Origin of the sequence: Streptomyces sp. WI03-4A, assembly GCF_033792105.1 — a bacterium.
In the GTDB taxonomy this organism is placed as follows: domain Bacteria; phylum Actinomycetota; class Actinomycetes; order Streptomycetales; family Streptomycetaceae; genus Streptomyces; species Streptomyces collinus_A.
Map to the genome: position 1 here is coordinate 112216 of NZ_JARAUO010000009.1, position 22061 is coordinate 134276.

The following is a 22061-nucleotide window of genomic DNA, read 5'->3' on the forward strand; positions in this document are numbered from 1 at the left end:
GCGGGCAGGAAGACGCGGGGCGGGCGGACACGGGACGTTGGGCAGGAACGTGCACCGGGCGACCGGCGACCGGGCGCGCGAGCACGCGGCCGGCGGGGCAGGCCGTCGTCGAGGACGCGGCGGTCGCGTTCGGGGCGGAACCGAACGTCGTGGAGAGCGGCGGCTGCCGCCTCAGCGCCGGGCTGCGCAGCGACCCGTTCTTCGCCGACCTGGACGGCATCGTCGACGACTCCAGTGGACCGGCAACGATTTCGGCATCGACAAGAACGTCTTCGGCGTCGTGCAGGAGGCCCCCGACAGCGAACCGGGCGACGGCCCGATCTGTGTGTGGGCGCGGGTCAGCCTGGAGCGGAACGGTGAGCTCGTCTCCGTCGACCGCGGCGCCCACCCCCGACGACGTCGCCTCCGCCCGGCCGGCCCCCGGCGGGCCACCTCCGCCGGTTCAGGCCGCCGTCGCCCCCTCGTCGGGTGGGCGGTCGCGGTGGATGGGGGTCGTCGCACCGGTGAGGGGGACGCCCGTGCCGCCCCGGCGGGCGGCGACGATCTCGGCCGTGATGGACAGGGCGGTCTCCTCCGGGGTGCGGGCGCCGAGATCGAGGCCGATCGGGGAACGCAAACGGGCCAGTTGACGCTCCGTCACGCCCTCCTCGCGCAGCCGCCGGTTGCGTTCCTCGTGGGTGCGGCGGGAGCCCATCGCGCCGACGAAGGAGACCGGCATCGCGAGGGCCGTCCTGAGCAGGGGTACGTCGAACTTCGGGTCGTGGGTGAGCACGCACAGGACGGTGCGGGTGTCGGTCCGGGTGCGCCGCAGGTAGCGGTGCGGCCAGTCGACGACGACCTCGTCCGCGTCCGGGAAGCGGGCCCGGGTGGCGAAGACGGGGCGGGCGTCGCAGACGGTCACGTGGTAGCCGAGGAACTTGCCCGCACGCGCCAGCGCCGACGCGAAGTCCACCGCGCCGAAGACGATCATCCGCGGGGGCGGTACCCGCGACTCGACCAGCAGGGTGAGACCGCCGGGGCAGTGCGACCCGTCCGCAGACACCTCCACCGTGCCGGTGCGCCCCGCCTCCAGCAGGGCCCGCGCCTCGGCCGCCGCCGTCCGGTCCAGCTCCGGGTGGCCGCCAAGCCCGCCCTCGTACGTGCCGTCCTCGCGGATCAGCAGGGCGCGGCCGAGGAGTTCGGCCGGGCCGCGGGCGACCCGGGCCAGGGCCGCCCGCTCGCCCCGGGCGGCGGCCGACAGCGCCGACGTCAGGACGGTGCGGACCGGTGTGCGGCCGCGCACCGGCGTGATCAGCACCTCGATCGTGCCGCCGCAGGTCAGCCCCACGGCGAAGGCGTCGTCGTCGCTGTAGCCGAAGCGCTCGGTGAGGGCCTCGCCGGTCCGGAGCGCCTCCTGGCACAGGTCGTAGACCGCGCCCTCGACGCAGCCGCCGGAGACCGAGCCGACGACGGTGCCCGCGCCGTCGACCGCGAGGGCGGCGCCGGGGCCGCGCGGCGCGCTGCCGCCCACCGCGAGCACGGTGGCCACGGCGAAGTCCCGGCCCTCCGCGGTCCAGCGCAGCAGCTCCTCGGCGACGTCAAGCACCGGGGGCTCCCTCCTCGATGACGCGGTCCGGCCGGATCGGCAGGGCCCGGTGGCGTACACCGGTCGCGTGCCAGACCGCGTTGGCGACGGCGGCCGCCGCGCCGACGATGCCGATCTCGCCGATGCCCTTGATCCCGACGGGGTCGCTCGGGTCGTGGTCCTCGATCCAGTCGGCCTCCACGAAGGGCACGTCGGCGTTCGTGGCCACGTGGTAGCCGGCGAGGTCGGCGCCCACGTGACCGCCCGAGGCGCGGTCCCTGACGGCCTCCTCGTGCAGGGCCATGGAGATGCCCCAGATCATGCCGCCCGTGAACTGGCCGCGCGCGGTGAGCGGGTTGACGATCCGGCCCGCGGCGAAGATGCCGAGCATCCGCCGCACGCGCACCTCGCCGGTGGCCACGTCGACGGCCACCTCGGCGAACTGCGCCCCGTAGGAGTGGCGTTCGGCGGCGGACAGGGCGCCGATGGCCGCGGTGGTGTCCGACCGCACCGTGATCCCGTCGGCGGGGATCTCGGCGCCGAGCGCCAGCCGGTCGCGCAGTTCGTCGGCCGCGGCGGTGACCGCCCAGGACCAGGAGCGGGTGCCCATGGAACCGCCCGCGATCATGGCGGGCCCGAAGTCGCTGTCACCGATGCGGACTTGGACCCGGTCCGGGGTGGTGTGCAGGGCGTCCGCCGCCACCAGGGTGAGGGCCGTACGGGCGCCGGTGCCGATGTCGGCCGCGGAGATCCTGACGGTGTAGGTGCCGTCCGGGTGGGCGGTCACGGCGGCCGTGGACGGCGCGGCGCCCGCCGGGAAGGAGGCGGCGGCGGTGCCGGTGCCGAGCAGCCAGCGGCCGTCCCGGCGCTGCCGGGGGCGCGGGTCCCGGTCCGCCCAGCCGAACCTGCGGGCGCCCTCGCGGAAGCAGGCGGGCAGGTTGCGGCCGGCGAACGGCAGACCGGAGACCGGGCCCCGGTCGGGCTCGTTGCGCAGGCGCAGCTCGATCGGGTCGAGGCCGCACTTCTCGGCGAGTTCGTCGAACGCCGACTCCAGCGCGAAAGACCCCGGCGCCTCGCCCGGCGCCCGCATCCAGGTCGGGGTCGGCACGTCGAGCCGTACGACGCGGTTGGCCGTGTGGTGGGCGTCGGCGTCGTACATCGCCCGGGACGCCCCGGCGCTCGACTCGATGAACTCGTGCACGGTGGAGGTGACGCTCAGCGAGCGGTGCTCCAGGGCGCGCAGCCGTCCGTCGGCGTCGGCGCCGAGCCTGAGGCGCTGGGTGGTGGGGCTGCGGTAACCGGCCAGGGAGAACATCTGGCGGCGGGTCAGGACCACCCGGACCGGGCGCCGCAGGACGGTCGCGGCCATCACGGCGGTCACCTGGTGGACGCGGACGCCCTTGCTGCCGAAGCCGCCGCCGACGTGCTCGGAGCGTACGCGCACGGAGGCCGGGTCGAGCGAGAAGAGTTTGGCGAGTTCACCGACGACCCAGGTGGCGCCCTGGTTGGAGTCGACCAGTTCGAGCCGGCCGTCCTCCCAGCGGGCGGTGGCCGCGTGCGGCTCCATCATGTTGTGGTGCTCTTCGGGGGTGCTGTACTCGGCGTCGACGACCACGGCGGAGGCGGCCAGTTCGGCGTCGAGGTCGCCCTTGCCGGTGACCGCGGGGCCGTGGTTGTCCAGCGGGTAGGCGTCCGGGTGGTCGCCGGTGAAGTCGACGTCGTGGGGCTCCTGTTCGTAGTGCACCACGAGGGATTCGGCGGCTTCCCTGGCCTGTTCGGACGTCTCGGCGACGACCAGTGCCACGGGCCAGCCCAGGTACGGCACCCGGTCGTGCTGGAAGGCGGCGCAGGTCGGGTCCGGGCGCGTGCCCAGCAGGCCGATGTAGTCGGTGTCGACGCGGGGGGCGTTGCGGTGGTCCAGGACGGCGAGGACGCCCGGCATGGCGAGGACGGGCTCGGTGTCGAGGGCGGTGATGCGGCCGCGGGCGACGGTGGACAGCACCAGCCAGCCGTGCGCGAGGTCGGCGAAGGGGATCTCCCCGGCGTAGCGGGCCGCGCCGGTGACCTTGTCCCGGCCCTCCACCCGGGTGTGGCCGGTGCCGACGGAGCGCGTCGGCGCGGCCGTCGCGGTGGTGGTGGTCATCGGGCGGCCTCCTCGGCGAGTTCGGTGAGCACGGCCACCAGGAGATTGCGCATGAGGGTCACCTTGTATCCGTTGTGCGGCAGCGGCCGGGCCGCGGCGAGTTCGGCGTCCGCGGCTGCGGCGAAGGTGGCGGCGTCGGCCGGCGCGCCGGTCAGGACGCGTTCGGCGGCCAGGGCGCGCCACGGGTGGGAGGCGACGGCGCCGAGGGCCAGGCGAGCGTCGCGGACGGTGCCGTCGTGGACGTCGAGCGCGGCGGCGACGGAGCCGATGGCGAAGGCGTATGAGGCGCGCTCGCGGACCTTGCGGTAGCGGGAGCGGGCGGCGACCGGGGCGGGCGGCAGGACGACTCCGGTGATCAGCGCGCCCGGCGGCAGGGCCGTCTCGATGTGCGGGGTGTCGCCGACGGGCAGGTAGAAGGCGCTGATCGGTGATGCGCCCGGTCCCTCGGCCGTCTCGTAGTGGACGACGGCGTCGAAGGCGGCGAGAGCGACGCCCATGTCCGAGGGATGTACGGCCACGCAGTGGTCGCTCGCGCCGAGGATCGCGTGGTTGTGGTGCTCGCCCTGGACGGCCGGGCAACCGCTGCCGGGGGCGCGCTTGTTGCAGGGTTTGGTGATGTCGGTGAAGTAGCCGCAGCGGGTGCGCTGCAGCAGGTTGCCGCCGACCGTGGCCATGTTGCGCAGCTGCCCCGAGGCGCCGGCGAGCACCGCCTGGGCGAGCGCCGGGTAGCGGCGCCTGACCTCGGGGTGGGCGGCCAGGTCGCCGTTGGTGACCGTGGCGCCGATGCGCAGGCCGCCCTCAGGCGTCGACTCGATCTCGTCGAGCGGGAGTTCGCGGATGTCGACGAGCCTGGCGGGGCGTTCCACGCCGGTCTTCATGAGGTCGACGAGGTTGGTGCCGCCGCCGAGGAAGCGGGTGTCCGGGTCCGCGCCCAGCAGCGCGACGGCGCCGGCGACGTCGTGGGCACGCTCGTAGTCGAACTCCCTCATGCCACGGCCTCCTCGCCCTGCGTGGCGGATCCGCCGTGCGCCGCCGCACTCCCCGCCGTCGCGGCCGCCGCCCGGGCCACCGCCTCGACGATGGAGACGTAGGCGCCGCAGCGGCACAGGTTGCCGCTCATCCGCTCGCGGATCTCCTCGGCGGTCAGGGGTGGTGGCCCCGCCTCGGGCCGGACGTCGCCGGTGGCGGCGCTGGGCCAGCCGGCCGCGTGTTCCTCGATCATCCCGATGGCCGAACAGATCTGACCAGGTGTGCAGTAGCCGCACTGGAAGCCGTCCAGATCGAGGAACGCCTCCTGCACCGGGTGCAGTCGGTCGCCGTCGGCCACGCCCTCGATGGTGGTGATCTCCCGGCCCTCGGCGGCCACGGCCAGTTGCAGGCAGGCGACGGACCTGCGCCCGTCGAGCAGCACGGTGCAGGCGCCGCACTGCCCTTGGTCGCAGCCCTTCTTGGTGCCGGTCAGATCGAGGCGCTCGCGCAGCGCGTCGAGCAGCGTGGTGCGGTGGTCGACGGGCAGTGTGAACTTCTCTCCGTTGATGTTCAGGGTGATGACACTGGACGTCGATCGGGCCATGAGCAGCTTCTTTCGCGTTTCCAGGACAGATGGGGGGTTGTCCGGCGGTCCGGTGTGCCGGTCTTCCGTGGACGGTGCGGGAGCGAAACGGCTGTGCGCGGTGCGGTGCGGGGGCCGAGGGGGCAGCCGACGGCTGCCGCGGGGCCGTGTCCACGGCTATCGTGGACGTATCCGGACAGCTGTCCGTTACCCGGAAACCTACCGGACAGCTGTCCGCTTAGCAAGGACAGGGTTCGGCCACGGACCCGCGAGGAGGACGAGTGCAGCAGAAGAAGGGCGCACCCCTGCGCTCGGACGCCCAGCGCAACCGTGAGCGCATCCTGGACGTGGCACTCACCGAGCTGACCCGCTGCGCCGGCGCCCCTCTGAGCACGATCGCCAAGAAGGCGGGCGTCGGGCAGGGCACGTTCTACCGCAACTTCCCCAACCGCGAGGCGCTCGTCCTGGAGATCTACCGGCACGAGATGCAGCAGGTCGCCGACGCCGCGCCCCTGCTGCTCGGCACCCGGCCGCCCGACCTCGCCCTGCGCGCCTGGATGGACCGGCTCGCCGAGTTCGCCATGGCCAAGGCCGGTCTCGCCGACGCGATACGACTGGTCACCGGCGCCCCCGGCGGACCGGCGAAGCCCTCCCCCACACCGGTGGCCGCCGCGGCCGGACTCCTGCTCCGCGCCAACGAGGAGGCCGGCACCATCCGCCCCGGCGTCACCGCCGAGGACTTCCTCATCGCCATCGCGGGCCTGTGGCAGCTCGACCCCCACGACGACTGGCGCCCCCGCGCCACCCGGCTGCTCGACCTGGTCATGGACGGCCTGCGGGCGGGGGCACCGGGGCGCTGAGGGGGCACTGCGGGGAAGGGTGAAGGGTGGGCTCACGGCACCCGTCCCCGGGTCCCGGCCGAGATCCGGCGGTAGCCTGCTGCTGAGGGCAGCGATGGGCGAGGACGTGTGCATCCGGCTCCTCGGCGGGTTCGCCGTGACGGTCGAGGGCCGCCCGGTCGCCGCCGGGGCGTGGCGCCTGCGCAAGGCCCGTAGCCTGTTGAAACTGCTGTCCCTCGCACCGGGGCACCGGATGCACCGGGAGCGGATCTACGACCTGCTGTGGCCCGAGCTCGACCGGGCGGCCGCCGCGAACAACCTCCACCAGGTGCTGCACGCCGTACGCCGGGCCCTGGCGTCCGCGGGCGCGCGGGGCGAGGTCGTGGTGCTCCGCGACGACATGGTCCTGCTCGGCGGCGACGACGGTGACGGCGGGGTGCGGATCGACCTCGACGCGTTCGACGCCGCGGCACGGCGGGCCTCGGACGGCGGCGGGGTGGCCGACCACCGCGCCGCGCTCGCCCTGGCCGCCACCGGGCTGCTGCCCGAGGACCGCTACGAGCCCTGGGCGGACGAGGCCGCGGGGGCCCTGGAGACCCGGCTCACCGCGCTGCGGCTGGGCCTGGGCGAGGCTCTGGAGCACGAGCACCGTACGGACGAGGCCGTCGACGTGCTGCGGGTCCTGACCGCTCGGGACCCGCTCCACGAACCCGGCCACCGGGCCCTCATGCGGGTCCTGGCCGACGCGGGACGGCGCCCCGAGGCGCTGGCCGTCTACGAGCGGCTGCGGGACACGCTCGGCGAGGCCACCGGCGCCGATCCCGACCCGCGGACCCGCCGGCTGTACCGGGAACTGCTGACCGACTCGGTCGAGGCCCCGGACCCGCGCCCGCGGCCTCCGCGGCACAACCTGCCCGCGCCGGCGACGGCCCTGGTGGGCCGTGAGCGGGAGATGGCCGAGGTGGCACGGCTGCTGGGGCGGAGCAGGCTGCTGACCCTTACCGGAGCCGGCGGCTGCGGCAAGACCCGGCTCGCGCTCGCCGTGGCGGCCCGCCGGGTCGACGGCTTCCGGGACGGGGCGTGGTTCGTGGACCTCGGCGGTCTCGCCGAACCGCACCTGCTGCCCGAGGCGGTGGCGGCCGCCCTGGGGCTGCACCTCCCGCCGACCGGGGCCGCGCGCGACGCGCTGGTCGCACAGCTCGCCGGCCGGGAGACTCTGCTGGTGCTGGACAACTGCGAGCACCTGATCGACGCGAGTGCCGCGCTGGCCTCGCAGGTGCTGGCCCGCTGCCCCGGCGTCCATGTGCTGGCGACCAGCCGCGAGTCGCTGCACAGCTACGGGGAGTGCACATTCCGGGTGCCCTCGCTGGAGCTGCCGGACCCGCGTCGGCTGCCGTCCGTGGAGGAGCTGGGCCGCTTCGCGTCCGTACGGCTGTTCGTGGAGCGGGCCGCGGACGCGGCCCCCGGCTTCGCGCTGACCCCGGGCAACGCGGCGGCCGTGGCCCAGATCTGCTTCCGGCTCGACGGAATGCCGCTGGCCCTGGAGCTCGCGGCGGCCCGGGTGCACGTGCTGGCCCCGCTGCAGATCGCCGAACGGCTCGACGACGCGCTGGCCCTGCTCGGCCGCGGGAGCCGGTACGGCGCGACCCGCCAGCAGACGCTGCTGGCGACCCTGGAGTGGAGCCACCGGCTGCTCGACGACGACGAGCGGCGCCTGTTCCGGCGGCTCGCGGTCTTCTCGGGCGGCTTCTCCCTCGTCGCGGCCGAGGAGGTGTGCGCGGACGGCTCCCCCACGGTCCCGGTGCTGGATCTCCTCGGCCGGCTGGCCGACAAGTCCCTGGTGTGGGTGGAACCCCGGCAGGACGAGGTCCGCTACCGGCTGCTGGAGACCATCCGGCAGTACGCCGCGGAACGGCTGCGGGCCGCCGGGGAGGACGCGGCCACCGAGGCCCGGCACCGGCGCCACTACCTGGCCCTCGCCGAGTCGCGGGACCACGAGCGGGCCACCGGGGTGTCGGGCGCGACCTCGCTGGAACTGGAGACCGACTACGGCAACCTGCGGGCCGCCCTGCGCTCCTTCCTGCGCCACGAACCGGCCGACGCGCTGCGCCTCGCCGTCGCCCTGCGGTCGTTCTGGCCGGAACGGGGACGGCTCGCCGAGGGCCGCTGCTGGCTCGACGACACCCTGGCCGCGGCGCCCGAGCCGACGCCGCAGCGGGCTAGGGCGCTGATGGGCCAGGCCGTGCTGGCGATCCGGCTCGGGGACGGAGCCCCGCTCGAGGACATCGCCGAGCAGATCGTCGCCATCCACCGGCTGCGCCGGGACCCGGCGGCGCTCGCGTACGCCCACTGCCAGCAGGCCGTCCTGCTGTGGATGCGCGGCACCCCGGACCGCGCCCGCACCGCCCTCGACCTGGCCCGTGCGCTCGCCGAGGAGGCGGGCGACCCGTCGGTGTCGGCCGCCGCCGCACAGCTGGAGGGCGTCTGGGCCGTCTGCCGCGGCCAGGGCGCCGCCGCCCGCGACGCCTGTACGGCCGGGCTGCGCCTGCTCGACGAGGTCGACTCCGCGAGCGAGCGGTTCTTCCCCGTCATGACACCGGGTTATGCGGTCCAGGACGACGCGGCGGCCGGGCAGGTGTCGCTGTTCTTCGAGGAGACGGTGCTCGCCGGCCGCGCGGTCGGCCCGTCCCGCGCCCGGGGCTACGCCCTGGTGAACCTCGCGTGGGCGAGCCGCCTCGACGGCGACACCGGCGCCGCCGCCGCGGCTGCCGAGCAGGCCGCCGACCGCTTCCGCGCGCTCGACGACCCGCACGGCGAGTCCCTCGCGCTCAACGCGCTCGGGAACATCCACCGGGGCCGCGGCGACTTCGACGCGGCGCGCAAGTGCCTGGACGCGGCCCTCGCGATCCGGGGCCGGCTCGGCGACCGCCGGGAGGAGGGCATCACCCTCGGCTGCCTCGGCCTGCTGCACCTGGCCGAGGGCGACACCGAGGCCGCCCGGGCGACGCTGGCCCGGGTCCTCGCCGGCTTCGAGGAGACCGACGACATCCCGGGCACCGTCAACAGCCTGCTGCACCTGGGGCTCGTGGCCCGGCAGGCCGGGGACACGGGGCGCGCCCGCCGCCTCCTGGACCGCGCCCGGCGCCTGGAGCACGTCGCCGGGTCGACCTCCGCGGCGGGCTGGGTCGGCCTGATGCTGGCGCGGCTGCTGTCGCAGGCGGGCGAGCGCGAGGACGCCCGGGCGGCGGCCGACTGGGCCGGTGACCTCTTCGCACGGCTCGGCGACACCCGGGGCCCCGCCCTGCTGCGGCGCGCGGTGCCGCCGGAACCAGCCCGCAAAGCGGCTGCTGAGTGAGTGCTAAGAGCCGCTGCCTACGGTCCTTGGTGTCGGTCAGAGCACATTCGACACGAGGAGCCGACCATGTCCATCGACACCGCACGGGGCGTCCTGGGCGACGCCACCATCGCCGAACTGGAAGCGGGTCTGCGCGGCAGCGTCGTCCGCCCGGACGACGCCGGGTACGACGAGGCCCGCGCCGTCTGGAACGGGGCGCACGACAAGCACCCGGCGCTCGTCGTGTGCTGCGCCGGGACCGCGGACGTCATCCGCGCCGTGGAGTTCGCCCGCAGCCAGGACCTGCCCCTCGCCGTGCGCGGTGGCGCCCACAGCATCGCCGGGTTCTCCACCTGCGACGACGGCATCGTCATCGACCTGTCGCGGATGAAGGGCGCCCTCGTCGACCCCGTACGCCGGCGGGTGGTCGCCCAGGCGGGCATGACCTGGGGCGACCTCGACCACGAGACGCAGGCCTTCGGCCTCGCCGTGACCGGTGGGCTGGTGTCCAGCACGGGTATCGCCGGCTTCACGCTCGGCGGCGGGGTGGGCTGGCTGCTGCGGCGGCACGGGCTGGCCTCCGACAACCTGACGGCGGCCGAGGTCGTCACCGCGGACGGCCGGGTGGTGCGCGCAGACCCGACGGAGCACTCCGAGCTGTTCTGGGCCCTGCGGGGCGGCGGCGGCAACTTCGGGATCGTCACCTCCTTCGAGTACCGACTGCACCCGGTGGGCCCGCAGATCCTGGGCGGCCTGATCGTCTATCCCGCGGAACAGGCCCGGCAGGTGGTCACGGGCTGGCGCGAGCTGACCGGGGACATGCCCGACGACCTGACGACCCTGGTCAACCTGACGACGGCACCACCCCTGCCGTTCCTGCCGGAGGAGGTCCACGGCACCCGGATCGTCGCGCTGCTGGGCATGTACGCGGGCGACCTCGCGACCGGCGAGACGGCCGTGGCCCCGCTGCGGAAGCTGGGCACGCCCCTCGCCGACGTCATGGGCCCCATGCCGTACACCGCGATGCAGTCGCTGATCGACCCGCTGTGGACGGCCGGTGCCCACAACTACTTCACCTCGGCGTTCATCGACCCCTCCGACACCGCCCTGGAGTCCGTACTGCGCCACCACCGGGAGACGCCGACGCCGTCCAGCGAGCTGCATCTGCATCAGCTCGGCGGTGCCTTCGCCCGCGTGCCCGCCGACGCCACCGCGTTCAGCCAGCGCGAGCAGGGCATGCTGTGCAACGTGATCGCGCGCTCCCCCGACGCGGCGGGCTTCGACGCGCACGTCGCCTGGGCGCGCGCCACCCGTGACGACATCGCGCGGCACGGCCGTGGCACGACGTACGTCAACTTCACCGGTGACGGCGCCGAGGACAAGGTGCGCGCCGCGTATCCCGAGGGGGTGCGCGAGCGGCTCGTCGCGGTCAAGGACGCCTACGACCCGACGAACCTGTTCCGGCTCAACCAGAACATCCGCCCGTCGGCCGCCGCCTGACCGCGGCCGGCCGTCGGGGACCAGGCGCTCGGCACAGGAGCCGGCGGGCCGGGGTGCGCGCGACCGCGTGCCCCGGCCCGCCGGCTCCTGTGCCGGTGTGTCAGGCCCTTCCGGTGTCCTGCACCCGCTCGCCCTCGGCCTGGGACGGCTCGGACCGGGGGACGTCCGGGTGCTGTTCCACGCCGGTACGTTCGGTCGGCTCGTCGCGCTCGCCCTCGGCCTGGGAGGGCGTGTGCGAGTACAGCCCTTCGTCGTACTCCGAGGCTCCGTTTCCCATGACGGCCCCCTTCGCTCGCTCACCCTCCATACTCCTCCGGCAACCCCGGCGGGGCGACACCGCTCAGGATTCCGCGAGCCGGGCCCCGATGCGCTCGGCATCGGGGTGGGACAGCTCGGTGTAGAGGGCGAGGGCGCTCCGCCAGGCGGCCCGGGCGGCATCGTGGTCGCCGGTGGCGCGGTGGACGTCGCCGATGCGGACCAGGGAGCCGGCCTCCTCGGCCGGTACGCCCGCCTCCTGGTAGAGGGCGAGCGCCCGGCGGTAGCCGGCGAGGGCCCGCGGATGGTCGCCGAGGTGGTGGTGGGCGTAGGCGATGCTGTCCCAGGTGGCGGCCTGCCCGACGGGGTCGCCCAGCTCCTCCAGCATGGCCAGGGCCTCGGAGCAGTGGTCCAGGGCCTGCCGGTACTCCCCGAGCGTCGCGTGGGACCAGCCGACCGCGTTGAGGGCGGAGGCCCGAGCGGCCGGGCTGCCCGTGGCGCGGAGCACGTCGAGCGCCAACTGGTCGTGCCGCAGCGCGCCGTGCAGGTCGCCGCGCTGCTCGGCCTCCCAGGCGAGGCTGCGGTGGACGCTGGCCCGGCCTGCGTCGTCCCCGAGCCCGGTGAAGAGTTCCAGGGCGCGTGCGAGGTGGACGGCGGCTTCGTCGGGCAGGTTCAGCCGGCCCTCGGCGCGGGCCAGGCCACGGACGCTGTGGGCTTCGAGGACGGGGTCGGCGAGGCGCAGCGCCGCGGTGTGAGCGGTGTGCTGGACGGCCACCCAGTCGTGCCAGTGCCCCTGCCGGTCGAAGTACCGTTCGAGGGACGACACGAGCAGGCAGGCCAGGCGGTCCGCACCGGAGTGCGCGGCCGCGTGGACGACCGCGAGCAGCACGGCGTGCTCGGCGGTGAGCCAGGCCAGGGCCCGCTCGTCGTCGGCGAGCGGCTCGGGGCGGGTGTCCTCGGGTGCCGGGCCGGGCGGTATCCCGTCCGCGTAGGGCGCGATCAGCAGACCGGCGGTGTGTGCCGTGTGCAGGTAGAACCCGGACAGCCGGTCCACGGCGGCCCGGCGGGCGGGGCCGTCGTGCTCGGCGTGGGCCAGTTCGGCGGCGTGGGCGCGCAGCAGGTCGTGGAAGGCGTAGCGGCCCGGGGTGTGCTCGTTGATGAGGTGCAGCCGGCTCAGTTCGGTCAGCAGTGCGCGTGCGGCCGGTACGGTGAGCCCGGCGAGGGCGGCCGCGGCGGGTGCCGTGACGTCCGGGCCGGGGTGCAGGCCGAGCAGCCCGAACAGGCGGGCGGCTGCGGGTGAGAGGGCGCGGGAGGACCAGGAGAAGACCGCGCCGACGTCGGCGGACGTGTCGGCCCTGCTGAAGGCGTCGAGGCTGCCGTGGGCCTCACGGAGTTCGGCGGCGACGGCCGACAGGGAGAAGTGCGGGTGGGTGGCCGCACGGGCGGCGACGCAGGCGAGCGCCAGGGGCAGTCCGGCGCACAGTGCGGTGATCTCGGCGACGGCGTCCGGCTCGGCGACGGTGCGCTCGCCGCCCAGGCGGCGGACGAGGAGTTCGCGTGCCTCCGCCACGTCGAGGGGCCGCAGGGTGAGGGCGTGGGCTCCGTGCGCCGTCACCAGGTCGGTGAGCTGGTCGCGGCTGGTGACGATGGTGAGGCAGCCGGGCGCGGCGGGCAGCAGCGGCCGTACGTGCTCGGTGTCCCGGGCGTTGTCCAGCAGGATCAGGAAGCGGCGGCCGGCGAGCATGTCGCGGTACAGGGCGGTCTGGGCGTCGAGGTCGCGCGGGACCCGCTCGGGGGGCACTCCCAGCGTGTCCAGGAAGCCGCGGACGGCTTCGGCGGGTGACATGACGGCGCCGGACGGGTCGAAGCCGCGCAGGTTGACGTAGAGCTGTCCGTCCGGGTAGCGGTCGCTGACCCGGTGCGCCCAGTGCACGGCGAGCGTGGTCTTGCCGACACCGGCCATCCCGCCGATCGCGTTGACGACGACCGTGTCGGCGGCCCCCGTGCTGCTCGACAACAGGTCGAGCGCCTGGCCGAGTTCGGCCCGGCGGCCGGTGAAGGTGTCCAGGTCGTAGGGGAGTTGGGCGGGTACAAGGACCGCCTGCTGGACGGTGGGAGGGGTGTTCGCCGGTCCCCCGCCGTCGTGCGTCCCGGTGGAGGGTGCTCCGGGGGCCGAGGGGGGTGTGCGGCCGAGCACGGCGGTGTGGGCGTCGCGCAGTTCCGCTCCGGGGTCCATGCCCAGCTCGTCGGCGAGCCGGGACGCCACGGCGCGGTAGGCGGCCAGTGCCTCGGCCCGTGCGCCGGTGGCCGAGAGGGTGAGCATCAGCCGGGCCAGGAGCGGTTCGTCGAGCGGGTGGTCCGCCGCCGCCGCGCGGAGCCGGGGCAGGACCGTGGCGGGCAGGCCGGCGCCGAGCGCGGCGTCGGCGGCGTCCTTCAGGGCCGCCAGGTACTCACGGTCCAGAGTGCCGAACGCCGCGTGGGCGCGTACCTCGGCGGGGATTCCGGTGGCGGCGGGGCCCTGCCACCGGGACAGGGAGCCGGTGAGCAGTTCCGTGGCCCGCGCCGGGTCCCCCGCGGCGGCGGCCCGGCGGCCCTCGTCCAGCAGCGCGCGGAACCGCAGCAGGTCCAGGGAGTGACTGTCGGTGACCATCCGGTAGCCGCCGGCGCCCCGGAGCAGCCAGCGGCCCGCGCCCCGGGCGGGGAGCCCCGGCTCCAGCAGGCGGCGCAGGGAACCGACGTGCCGACGGACCATGCTGAGGGCGGTACCGGGTGGGCTCGGGCCCCACAGCACGTCGATGATCTCGGCCGTCCCGACCGGCTGACCTGCACGGACCAGCAACAGGGCCAGCAGCGCCCGTTCCCGCGGGCCGCCGAGGTCGAGCTCCGTGTCCGCCCGCCAGGCACGGACGGGTCCGAGCACCGCGAACCGCACTGTCTCCGGCGTCACGCCTCTCCCCCTCCGCACCCCTTCCCGTCACTCTACGTCATTCCGTGACCCTCAGTCACAAGGTGTATGTTCGTCCCGCGCACCGAGGAGGCCCGCATGATGTCGCTCGATCTCCATCCGATCTTCCGCAACAACCGCGACATCGAACTCGCGCTGCGGCAGTTCCTGTTCAGGGCCAACCACTCGGGTGAGACGGTCGTGGAGATCATCCCGGGCAAGGGGTCGGGCCGGCTCAAGGAGCGCGTGCTGGCGTTCCTCGACCAGAAGCAGATCAGGAGGCTGTACGTCCGCCGTGAGGTCGATTCGGGCAACGCGGGGCGGGTTCTCGTCTATTTCAAGTGACGGTCACCTGACGGTCGCTCGTCATCGCCCGCCGGTGACGGCGTAGTCGCTGATCACGTACCGCGCCTCGTCGTCGACGGCGTCCGCCGACCGGTCCAGGGTGATCCGCAGTGGGTGCCCGGCGCCCGCGTACCGCACCTCCGCCGTGTCCGCGCCGTCGCGCCGCGCCTCGGCCAGCTCCTTCAGCAGTCCGCCGAGGGTGGGCACCGCGTCCGGCGCCCGGCGCACCACGGCGCGGCCCTGCTCGTCCAGCCCCACCGCGTGTGCCACCTTCCGGTCGCGTACGGTCACCCGGAACGTGCCGATCAGCAGCCGCTCTCCCCCGGTCGACGTCAGGGTGTAGGTGTACGCGGAGGGCTCCGTCCAGGCGGTGCTCCCGGCCTGTTCGGCCGGGCTGGGCCGGGCCTGCCCCTGGCAGGCGGCGGCCGCCCAGCCGAGCGCCGCGACCAGCACCAGGCGCGGCAGCGGAAAACGGTGTGCGGAACGGGCGGGTCTCATCTGGGCCTCTCACCTTCGCCGGCGGTTTCTCCTATGACGCCGGTGGACGACGAGACGTTCATCCGCTGTCACGCCTGCGCCGGCTCCGGAGGCAGGTTGTGCCGCAGCCACGCCCCCACCGCCGCCACGAGCAGCACCGCGCACCCGGTGAACACCAGCCCGGCACCGCGCAGGCTCAGCGCCAGCGTCATCGCGCCCACTGCGACGACCGGCAGCGAGATCCCGATGTACGCGACGACGAAGAACGCCGAGATGGTGGCGCCCTGGTGGGTCTCGGGGGCCGCGGAGCTGACCTCGGTGAGTCCCGCGCGGAACGCCATCCCCTGACCCACGCCGCCGGTGGCCGCCCCGATCAGCAGGAGCGGGAAGGACTTCAGGAGCAGCGAGGCGCCGATGAGGAGCAGTCCGGCGACGAGCACTGCGCAGCCCCAGGGCAGGGCTCTGCGGGAGCCGATCCGGCCCATGAGGAGCTGTCCGCAGGTCGAGGCGCAGAACACGCAGAAGACGACGGCACCGGCGACCGCCAGGTTGTGCTCCCCGAGCGTCTGGTCGAGGAAGGCCGGGGCCACGGCCGTGAACAGGCCGAGCACGGAGAAGCCGGCGAAGGCCGCCAGGGCGCACGGTCCGAAGACCCCGCGCACCTCCGGCGGGACGGTCATGCCCTGGGGCCGCAGCGACGGCCGCGGGTCGCGCTTGGGCACGGTCTCGGGGAGCAGCAGGACGGTCAGGGTGGCGACGGCGAGGAGCCCCAGGTGGACGGCGAACGGGAGCTTGAGCGGCGCCGGGGCGTACTGGGCGAGGATGCCGGACACGAGGGGGCCAAGACCCAGGCCGCCCATGTTGGCGGCGGTCGCCGCCAGTCCGGCGCGGCCCCGCCTGCCGGGTGGGGCGAGGTCGAGGACGGCCGCCGTGCCGGTGCCACTCAGCACTCCGGCCGAGAAGCCCGACACCACCCGGCCCGCGAACAGCAGCGGCAGACCCCCCTCGGCCAGGAAGCAGACGGCGCTGAGCCCGCCCAGCCCCAGCGCGGCCAGCAGCAGCGGCCGCCGCCCCAGCACGTCGGAGAAGCCGCCCGCGACGAGGAGGGCGACGATGACGCCGACCGCGTAGGCCGCGAACACCACCGTCACGACCAGTTCGGAGAAGCCGATCTCCTCGCGGTACAGGCCGTAGAGCGGCGTGGGCAAGGTGGTGCCCATCATCCCGACGGCGAACACGCCCGCCGCGGCCTTGTACCCGGGCCGAAGCCGCCCCCGCCGGTGTCCGTCGTCTGTCTCGCTGCTGCTCACGCTTCACCTTAGCCACAGGTCAGGGGCATCCCTGTGCGATCGCAACGCCGCGCTCCGCCGTCGGGGGACGCGTCGGGCCTCCGGGCCGGCCCCGGCCGCGCCGGTCCAGCGCGACCGGCTCAGGCCGGCACAGCGCCGTCCCGCATCATCTTGGCGAGCAACGCCTGTCCCGGTGTGCGGAGTTCGTCGGCTATCCGGCTCAGGCCGGCCTCGTCGAGGCTGACCGTCGCGGGGTGTCGCGGGTGGTCCGCCAGGCGCGTCACGCGCAGCGCGTCGAAGGGGTCACGGCCGGCGTCGGACGCCGGGGCGGGAGCCTCGGCTCCGGTGGGCCGGTCGCTGTCACGAGTCTCGCGCAGAAGTGCCGCGTGACAGGCGATGGCCTCCCAGAAGTCCGGCTGGGACGCAGTGGCGGGCCGTTTCCTGGAAAGCGTCTTCGTCTCGATCACGAGACGGTGCATCTCCACGCCGATCGCACGGGCGAGGCGCTGGTCGTTCAGTGCGGCGATGGCGGCCTCCGAGGAAGCCGTGCGGGCGGTCGCGTCGTCCGCCTCCAGCTGACTGTTCCGGGTGGCCGGCAGCGTGAGCCGGAGCAGCAGGCGCGCCGTCGCGGTCATCGCCGTCCTCGGGATCCACAGCAGCCACTCGCTCGACCTGGCCCGGGCGTTGAAGCGCCGTGCTCCGCCCGCCACGTCGCCCGCGCGCCAGGCCGTGGGGTCGTTGGTCCACTCGATGTACGCGTCGCCGTTGGCGCGCAGCGTCCGCAACCCCGCGGTGAGCGATTCGAGTGCCATGCCGACGAACGCGCCGGACCGAATGTCGTGCGGGGCGGTGCGGGCGAGCGCCTGGGCCACGGCGGCGACGCGCTGCTGAGGAGGGCAGGCGACCCAGAGCGGGAGACCGAGAACCAGGCAGCGCCTGCGCCGGATCCCGTAGCGGGTGACCGTCACGGAGAACGCCGTACTGAACTGGACCGCGTCGACGTGCCGTACCCCGCTCGCGTCCGCCACCTCGTCCAGCAGCCGGAACAGGGCGGGTGCGTCCGAGGGCCGAAGCGTGGGGAGGTCGGGATCCAGACGTCCGACGCGCGGGCGCATCGCGAGCGCCAGGACCAGCAGCACGAAGCCGATCAAGGGCTGCGTCACCGTGTGGAACCCGACGACGATCAGCAGCAGGCTACCGGTGAACAGCGCCCCGGTGACGAGATGGACCAGGCCGGCGACGGCGTACGCGGCCGCGCCCGGCATACCGACGTGGGCGGAGCCCGCTGGTCTGTCATGACGCACGTGTTCCATGTGCTTCCCCCTACAGGTGAACGGTCGTTGCCGCTCGAACAGGTGCCGATCCGATCACCGTGACGGAAGGCGGGGCAAGCGGTCTGAGCTACATCTGAGCTGCCGCGGTGCGCGGATCGCGTCGCATGCGTCGGCCGTCTGGACCTTCCCGGCGGGACAGGGCACCGTACTGCCCCGGAGAACGGTTCCCCCACACCAACCGAGGGCTGTCCACATGTCGATGGCACCAACTGTCCTGCGTCTGGCCGGAGCGGTCGCCGGCCTCGTGCTCCTGGCCGCGCAGACGACGACGGCGTCCGCCGCGCCGCCGCCCCGTTCACCCGCCCCGGCCGCCGCCCCGGAGGCGGCCGAGACCTGGTACCCGCCCCTGTCCACCCGGGGCCGCTACATCGTCGACGCCCGGGGTGACCGCTTCCGGCTGAAGGGCGCCAACTGGGACGGCGCGCAGGGTTCCTGGACAGGCAGCGGCGACATCGGCGATCCCGCCAGTCATCACGCGGGCCAGGACTCCCACGGGATACCGCTCGGTCTCGACCGCGTGCCGCTGGACGGGCTGCTCGCCGACTTCCACGAACTGGGCGTCAACACCGTCCGGCTGCCGTTCTCCAACGAGATGATCCACAGCACGGCCGCGGTGCCCGACAGCGCCGTGGGCGCCAACCCGCAGCTGCGCGGCAGAACACCGCTGCAGGTCTACGACGCCGTCGTGGACGCGCTCAGCCGGAGCGGGTTCGCGGTCGTCCTCAACAACCACACCAACACCTCCCGTTGGTGCTGCGGGGTCGACGGCAACGAGCGGTGGAACACCGGGCAGTCCTCCCGGCAGTGGGCCGACGACTGGGTCTTCATGGCCCGCCGCTACGCCGGGGTCCCGGGCGTGGTGGGCGCCGACCTGTACAACGAGGTCAGGCGCAACGTCCTGGACGACCCCAACTGGGGCCTGGGCGACGACCACGACTGGTACGCGGCCGCCCAGCTCGCCGCGGACCGGATCCTCACCGAGGCCAACCCCCGGCTGCTCATCGTCGTCGAGGGCATCAACTGGACCGGCCTGCCCGTCGACGGCCTCCCGCACGGACGGCCGCAACTCACCCCGGTGCGCACGCTCTCGCACACCCTCGTGGACGCCCACAAGCTGGTGTACTCGGCCCACTTCTACGGGTACACCGGCCCGCACCACAGCGGCGCCACCGGCATCGGCGAGACGCACGACGCGCGCTACCAGGACATGACCCGCGAGCAGTTGGGCGCCGCGCTGGACGACGAGGCGTTCTTCGTCGAGGAGAGCGGCCGGCACTACACCGCGCCCGTCTGGGTCAGCGAGTTCGGCATCGGGAGCGGCGAGACGAACCCGGCGGCCCGTACCTGGTTCGGCAATATGACCGACTACCTCGCCGACCACGACGCCGACTTCGCGTACTGGCCGCTGGTCGGCTTCGAGGGCCACGACGACTGGGCGCTGCTGCGCTACGACAGCGCCGGGCACCACTCCGGTGTGCTCGACGCCACCGACTGGCGCGGTCCGGCCTGGCGGCACCTCATGTCCGCGCCCGGCACGACCGGCCCCGTGGCATCCGTGCCCGTGTGGCGGATGCTCGCCACCGACCACGGCGACGCGGTGGAGTCGCTGCGCGCACGGGCCACGGGCGACTGGGACTCCGGGGCCCGCAAGGCCGCCTGCCCGGACGGCCTGCGCCTGATCGGCCTGGGCCACACCAGCGGCCGCGGCCTGTGCACCGACGCCGGGCCGGCGGCTCCGGCCACGGACGCGGGGCAGACCGTCGTCACCGACGAGCGGTACGTGCCCGCCGGCGGCGACTGGGCGTCGGGGTACACCAAGCTCCAGTGCCCGCCGGGCGGTCTCCTGACCGGTTACAGCGTGCGCGGGGAGCGGGTGTCGGCGGCGCTGTGCGTGCCGGGCCGCACCGCGCTCGCGGGGGCCGCCCGCACGGTGTGGTTCGACCGGTCCGACAACCGTCCCGGCGGGGCGGCGGGCGGTGACTTCGCCGAGGGCGACCACAAGGGGCAGTGCGCGGCGGACGAGTACGCCGCCGGGATCGCGTTCACCACCCGGTTCGGCAGCCGCCCCGGGCCCGACGCCCTGCTGTGCCGCGCCCTGCCGTGAGCGCGTGACCGGCCGGGCCCGGCGGTGGCGCGGAGGTCGCCGTCGGTGCCCCGTCTTGGCAATGATCGGGGGCGGGAATATCGTCCTGATATGTCGCGTGAGTGCCATACGTCCCATGGTCAGGCGGTCGACACCCAGAGTGACGAACCCGCCGGGCCGTACGCGCGGGACACGGGGCAGGAGGGCGGCCCGCCGGTGGGCGGCGGGGCGCCGGACGACGTGCTCGGGACCGGCCTGACCGACGTCATGCGGCGTACCGGTGCCTCGATCGGCGGTGTCTATCTGATCGACGACTCGGCGCCGACGGCACCGATGCTGCGACTGGTGGCGATCTCCGGGCTGCCGGTGGAGTTCAGCCGGCCGTGGCAGCGCCAGCCGCTCAACGCGCCCGTGCCGGTCGCCGACGCGATCCGGGACGACCGGCTGGTGTGGGTCGGCGGCCAGGAAGAGATGACACGCCGCTACCCGCGCGCGGCGGCCGCCCTGCCGTACCGGTTCTCGCTGGCCGCCGTCCCGCTGAGCGGGGTGCGCCGCCGCTGGGGAGGCATGGTGCTGATGTGGCCCGGCGACCGCCCGCGGGACGCGTCGCCGCGCGAGCGGGGCCACATCGTCGCGAGCGCGCACCGGCTGGCCCGGCTGCTGGACGACTCGCCCCGGCCGCCCGTCCTCCCCGATGAGCCACGGGCCCTCACGCTGGAGACGGCGCGCCAGAGCGGGCACACGCACCTGACCGCCGTCGACTATCTCGAACGACTGCCCGAAGGCGCCGTCGCGCTCGACCTGGAGGGCCGCATCACCTTCGTCAGCACGGCCGCCGCCCGGCTCCTCGGCAGCCCCGCTGAGCGTCTGCTGGGCGCGCGGCCCTGGCAGGCGCTGCCGTGGCTGGACGACCCGGTCTACGAGGACCAGTACCGCACCGCCGTGATCAGCCGGGTCCCCTTCTCCTTCGACGCTCTCCGCCCGCCCGACCAGTGGCTGACCTTCCGGCTCTACCCGGACAGCAGCGGCATCAGCGTCCGGATCACCCGGCGCGACGAGCAGCGCGCGGCGGACACCGCGCCCGTCACCGCCGCACGGCCCTCGGCGGCGCCGACCGGGCGCCTGTACCAACTGGTGCACCTGGCCGCGGCCCTCGCCGAGGCGGTCACCGTCCGCGACCTCGTGGCGCTGCTCGCCGACCAGATCCTCCCCGCCTTCGGCGCCCAGGCGACGGTGCTGTCGGCGGCGGACGCCGGGCGCCTGAAGATCACCGGTCACCACGGCTACCCGGACGACATCATCGAGCGCCTGGACGGCCTTCCCCTCGACACCGACGTCACACCGGCCGGGCACGTCCTGACCAGCGGCATCCCCGCCTTCTTCGGCAGCCCGGAGGACCTCGGCCGCGACCATCCGCGGGCTCCCCGGCTCAGCGACAAACAGGCCTGGGCGTTCCTGCCGCTGGTCATCACGGGCCGGCCGGTGGGCTGCTGCATCCTGTCGTACGACGAACCGCACGCGTTCACGGCCGACGAGCGCGCCGTCCTCACCTCGCTGGCCGGCCTGATCGCCCAGGCGTTGGACCGCGCCCGCCTCTACGACACCCAGCACCGCCTGGCCCACGAACTCCAGCGAGCCCTGCTGCCGCGCACCATGCCCGCCGTGCCCGGCCTGTCGGTCGCCGCCCGCTATCTGCCGGCCGGCCACGGCGTCGACGTCAGCGGGGACTTCTACGACCTGCTGCGCCTGGACGACACGACGGTGGCCGCGGTCATCGGCGACGTGGAGGGCCACAGCATCGCCGCGGCCACGCTGATGGGCCAGGTGCGCACCGCCGTCCACGCCCACGCGACCGCCGGCGCGCCACCGGACCAGGTCCTGGCGTGCACCAACCGGCTGCTGGTCGACCTGGAGTCCGACCTGCTGGTGGCCTGTCTCTACGCGCACGTCGACCTGACGCACGGCCGGCTGACCCTCGCCGGCGCCGGCCATGTGCCCCCGCTCCTGCGCGAGGGCCCCGGGGCGGGGCGCGTCCTGGACGTCGAACCAGGCCCCCTGCTGGGCATCGGCACGGACGTGCGCTACCCGGTCACCTCCGCCGCGCTGCCACCGGGAGCGATCCTCGCCCTCTACACCGACGGTCTGGTGGAACGGCCCGGGCAGGACGCCTCACGAGCCACCTCCGACCTGCTCCGGCATTTCACCGCGGCCGACGACCGGGACCTGGAGCAGCTCGCCGACGGCCTCGTCCACCATGCCTGGCCCACCGGCCAGTGCACGGACGACGTCACGATGCTGCTGCTGCGCGCCGCCCAACTGCCCGCGCAACCCTGACAGTTGATGTGCGAAGCCGTCCTGAACCGTTCGCCGGTGGGGCCGGGACGGGTGTCGTGAACCACCCG

At 74.6% G+C, this 22061-nt stretch carries 15 protein-coding genes; 6 read left to right on the forward strand and 9 right to left on the reverse strand.

The genetic code is table 11. From position 1 onward, the window contains the following. Nucleotides 1-442: 442 nt before the first annotated feature. From PV343_RS12790 to PV343_RS12805, 4 genes are read right to left on the reverse strand one after another with little or no spacing between them, the layout of a single operon-like run. Nucleotides 443-1585 carry an XdhC family protein gene (locus tag PV343_RS12790; protein WP_319146991.1) on the reverse strand — a complete coding sequence of 381 codons (1143 nt, stop codon included), beginning with the start codon at nt 1583-1585 and terminating at the stop codon, nt 443-445. Then, a complete protein-coding gene (locus PV343_RS12795; RefSeq protein ID WP_319146992.1) occupies nt 1578-3707 on the reverse strand; it encodes a xanthine dehydrogenase family protein molybdopterin-binding subunit in 2130 nt (709 codons plus the stop codon). The genes PV343_RS12790 and PV343_RS12795 overlap by 8 nt, the downstream gene beginning before the upstream one ends. After that, nucleotides 3704-4696: a xanthine dehydrogenase family protein subunit M gene (locus PV343_RS12800; protein ID WP_319146993.1), complete on the reverse strand. Its 993-nt coding sequence runs from the start codon at nt 4694-4696 to the stop codon at nt 3704-3706. Before PV343_RS12800 ends, PV343_RS12795 begins: the two co-directional genes overlap by 4 nt. Then, complete coding sequence (locus tag PV343_RS12805; RefSeq protein WP_319146994.1) at nt 4693-5280, reverse strand: (2Fe-2S)-binding protein; 588 nt, start codon at nt 5278-5280, stop codon at nt 4693-4695. The genes PV343_RS12800 and PV343_RS12805 overlap by 4 nt, the downstream gene beginning before the upstream one ends. 260 nt (nt 5281-5540) lie before the next feature. On the opposite strand from PV343_RS12805, the gene PV343_RS12810 reads away from it, so the two are divergent. From PV343_RS12810 to PV343_RS12820, 3 genes are all read left to right on the forward strand, one after another. Beyond that, entirely contained in the window at nt 5541-6119 is a 579-nt protein-coding gene (locus PV343_RS12810; protein ID WP_319146995.1) for a TetR/AcrR family transcriptional regulator, read from the forward strand. A 94-nt stretch (nt 6120-6213) separates the two neighbouring features. After that, nucleotides 6214-9453 (forward strand): tetratricopeptide repeat protein, encoded by a 3240-nt coding sequence (locus PV343_RS12815; RefSeq protein WP_319146996.1) that lies wholly within the window; start codon nt 6214-6216, stop codon nt 9451-9453. 66 nt (nt 9454-9519) lie between these two features. Next, nucleotides 9520-10932 (forward strand): FAD-binding oxidoreductase, encoded by a 1413-nt coding sequence (locus PV343_RS12820; RefSeq protein ID WP_319146997.1) that lies wholly within the window; start codon nt 9520-9522, stop codon nt 10930-10932. Nucleotides 10933-11032: 100 nt separating this feature from the next. On the opposite strand, the gene PV343_RS12825 is transcribed toward PV343_RS12820, so the two are convergent. Both PV343_RS12825 and PV343_RS12830 read right to left on the reverse strand, forming a co-directional pair. Then, nucleotides 11033-11209 (reverse strand): hypothetical protein, encoded by a 177-nt coding sequence (locus PV343_RS12825; protein WP_319146998.1) that lies wholly within the window; start codon nt 11207-11209, stop codon nt 11033-11035. A 63-nt stretch (nt 11210-11272) separates the two neighbouring features. Next, nucleotides 11273-14134: an AfsR/SARP family transcriptional regulator gene (locus tag PV343_RS12830; RefSeq protein ID WP_319146999.1), complete on the reverse strand. Its 2862-nt coding sequence runs from the start codon at nt 14132-14134 to the stop codon at nt 11273-11275. 66 nt (nt 14135-14200) lie between these two features. On the opposite strand from PV343_RS12830, the gene PV343_RS12835 reads away from it, so the two are divergent. Next, nucleotides 14201-14476 (forward strand): Smr/MutS family protein, encoded by a 276-nt coding sequence (locus tag PV343_RS12835; protein WP_319147000.1) that lies wholly within the window; start codon nt 14201-14203, stop codon nt 14474-14476. Between the two features lie 21 nt (nt 14477-14497). Here the strand turns inward: PV343_RS12835 and PV343_RS12840 are convergent, their stop codons facing one another. The 3 genes from PV343_RS12840 to PV343_RS12850 form a co-directional block, all read right to left on the reverse strand. Then, complete coding sequence (locus PV343_RS12840) at nt 14498-14974, reverse strand: DUF6174 domain-containing protein (protein ID WP_319147001.1); 477 nt, start codon at nt 14972-14974, stop codon at nt 14498-14500. Nucleotides 14975-15042: 68 nt separating this feature from the next. After that, nucleotides 15043-16263, reverse strand: a complete 1221-nt coding sequence (locus PV343_RS12845; protein ID WP_365015328.1) for an MFS transporter — start codon at nt 16261-16263, stop codon at nt 15043-15045. A gap of 119 nt (nt 16264-16382) precedes the next feature. Then, the gene (locus PV343_RS12850) at nt 16383-17555 is read right to left on the reverse strand and encodes a M48 family metallopeptidase (protein ID WP_319147002.1); all 1173 of its coding nucleotides are present in this window, start codon (nt 17553-17555) and stop codon (nt 16383-16385) included. A gap of 214 nt (nt 17556-17769) precedes the next feature. Here PV343_RS12850 and PV343_RS12855 point away from each other — a divergent pair, with 214 nt between their 5' ends. Beyond that, nucleotides 17770-19680 carry a glycoside hydrolase family 5 protein gene (locus PV343_RS12855; protein ID WP_319147003.1) on the forward strand — a complete coding sequence of 637 codons (1911 nt, stop codon included), beginning with the start codon at nt 17770-17772 and terminating at the stop codon, nt 19678-19680. A gap of 246 nt (nt 19681-19926) precedes the next feature. Beyond that, nucleotides 19927-21993 (forward strand): SpoIIE family protein phosphatase, encoded by a 2067-nt coding sequence (locus PV343_RS12860; protein ID WP_319147087.1) that lies wholly within the window; start codon nt 19927-19929, stop codon nt 21991-21993. Nucleotides 21994-22061: the final 68 nt, after the last annotated feature.

Bases quoted from the DNA above. Each gene is read 5' to 3' on its own strand.
- PV343_RS12795 (WP_319146992.1), bottom strand. From the start codon at position 3,707: ATGACCACCACCACCGCGACGGCCGCGCCGACGCGCTCCGTCGGCACC.
- PV343_RS12800 (WP_319146993.1), bottom strand. From the start codon at position 4,696: ATGAGGGAGTTCGACTACGAGCGTGCCCACGACGTCGCCGGCGCCGTC.
- PV343_RS12805 (WP_319146994.1), bottom strand. From the start codon at position 5,280: ATGGCCCGATCGACGTCCAGTGTCATCACCCTGAACATCAACGGAGAG.
- PV343_RS12815 (WP_319146996.1), top strand. From the start codon at position 6,214: ATGGGCGAGGACGTGTGCATCCGGCTCCTCGGCGGGTTCGCCGTGACG.
- PV343_RS12820 (WP_319146997.1), top strand. From the start codon at position 9,520: ATGTCCATCGACACCGCACGGGGCGTCCTGGGCGACGCCACCATCGCC.
- PV343_RS12825 (WP_319146998.1), bottom strand. From the start codon at position 11,209: ATGGGAAACGGAGCCTCGGAGTACGACGAAGGGCTGTACTCGCACACG.
- PV343_RS12835 (WP_319147000.1), top strand. From the start codon at position 14,201: ATGTTCGTCCCGCGCACCGAGGAGGCCCGCATGATGTCGCTCGATCTC.
- PV343_RS12840 (WP_319147001.1), bottom strand. From the start codon at position 14,974: ATGAGACCCGCCCGTTCCGCACACCGTTTTCCGCTGCCGCGCCTGGTG.
- PV343_RS12850 (WP_319147002.1), bottom strand. From the start codon at position 17,555: ATGGAACACGTGCGTCATGACAGACCAGCGGGCTCCGCCCACGTCGGT.
- PV343_RS12855 (WP_319147003.1), top strand. From the start codon at position 17,770: ATGTCGATGGCACCAACTGTCCTGCGTCTGGCCGGAGCGGTCGCCGGC.
- PV343_RS12860 (WP_319147087.1), top strand. From the start codon at position 19,927: ATGCGGCGTACCGGTGCCTCGATCGGCGGTGTCTATCTGATCGACGAC.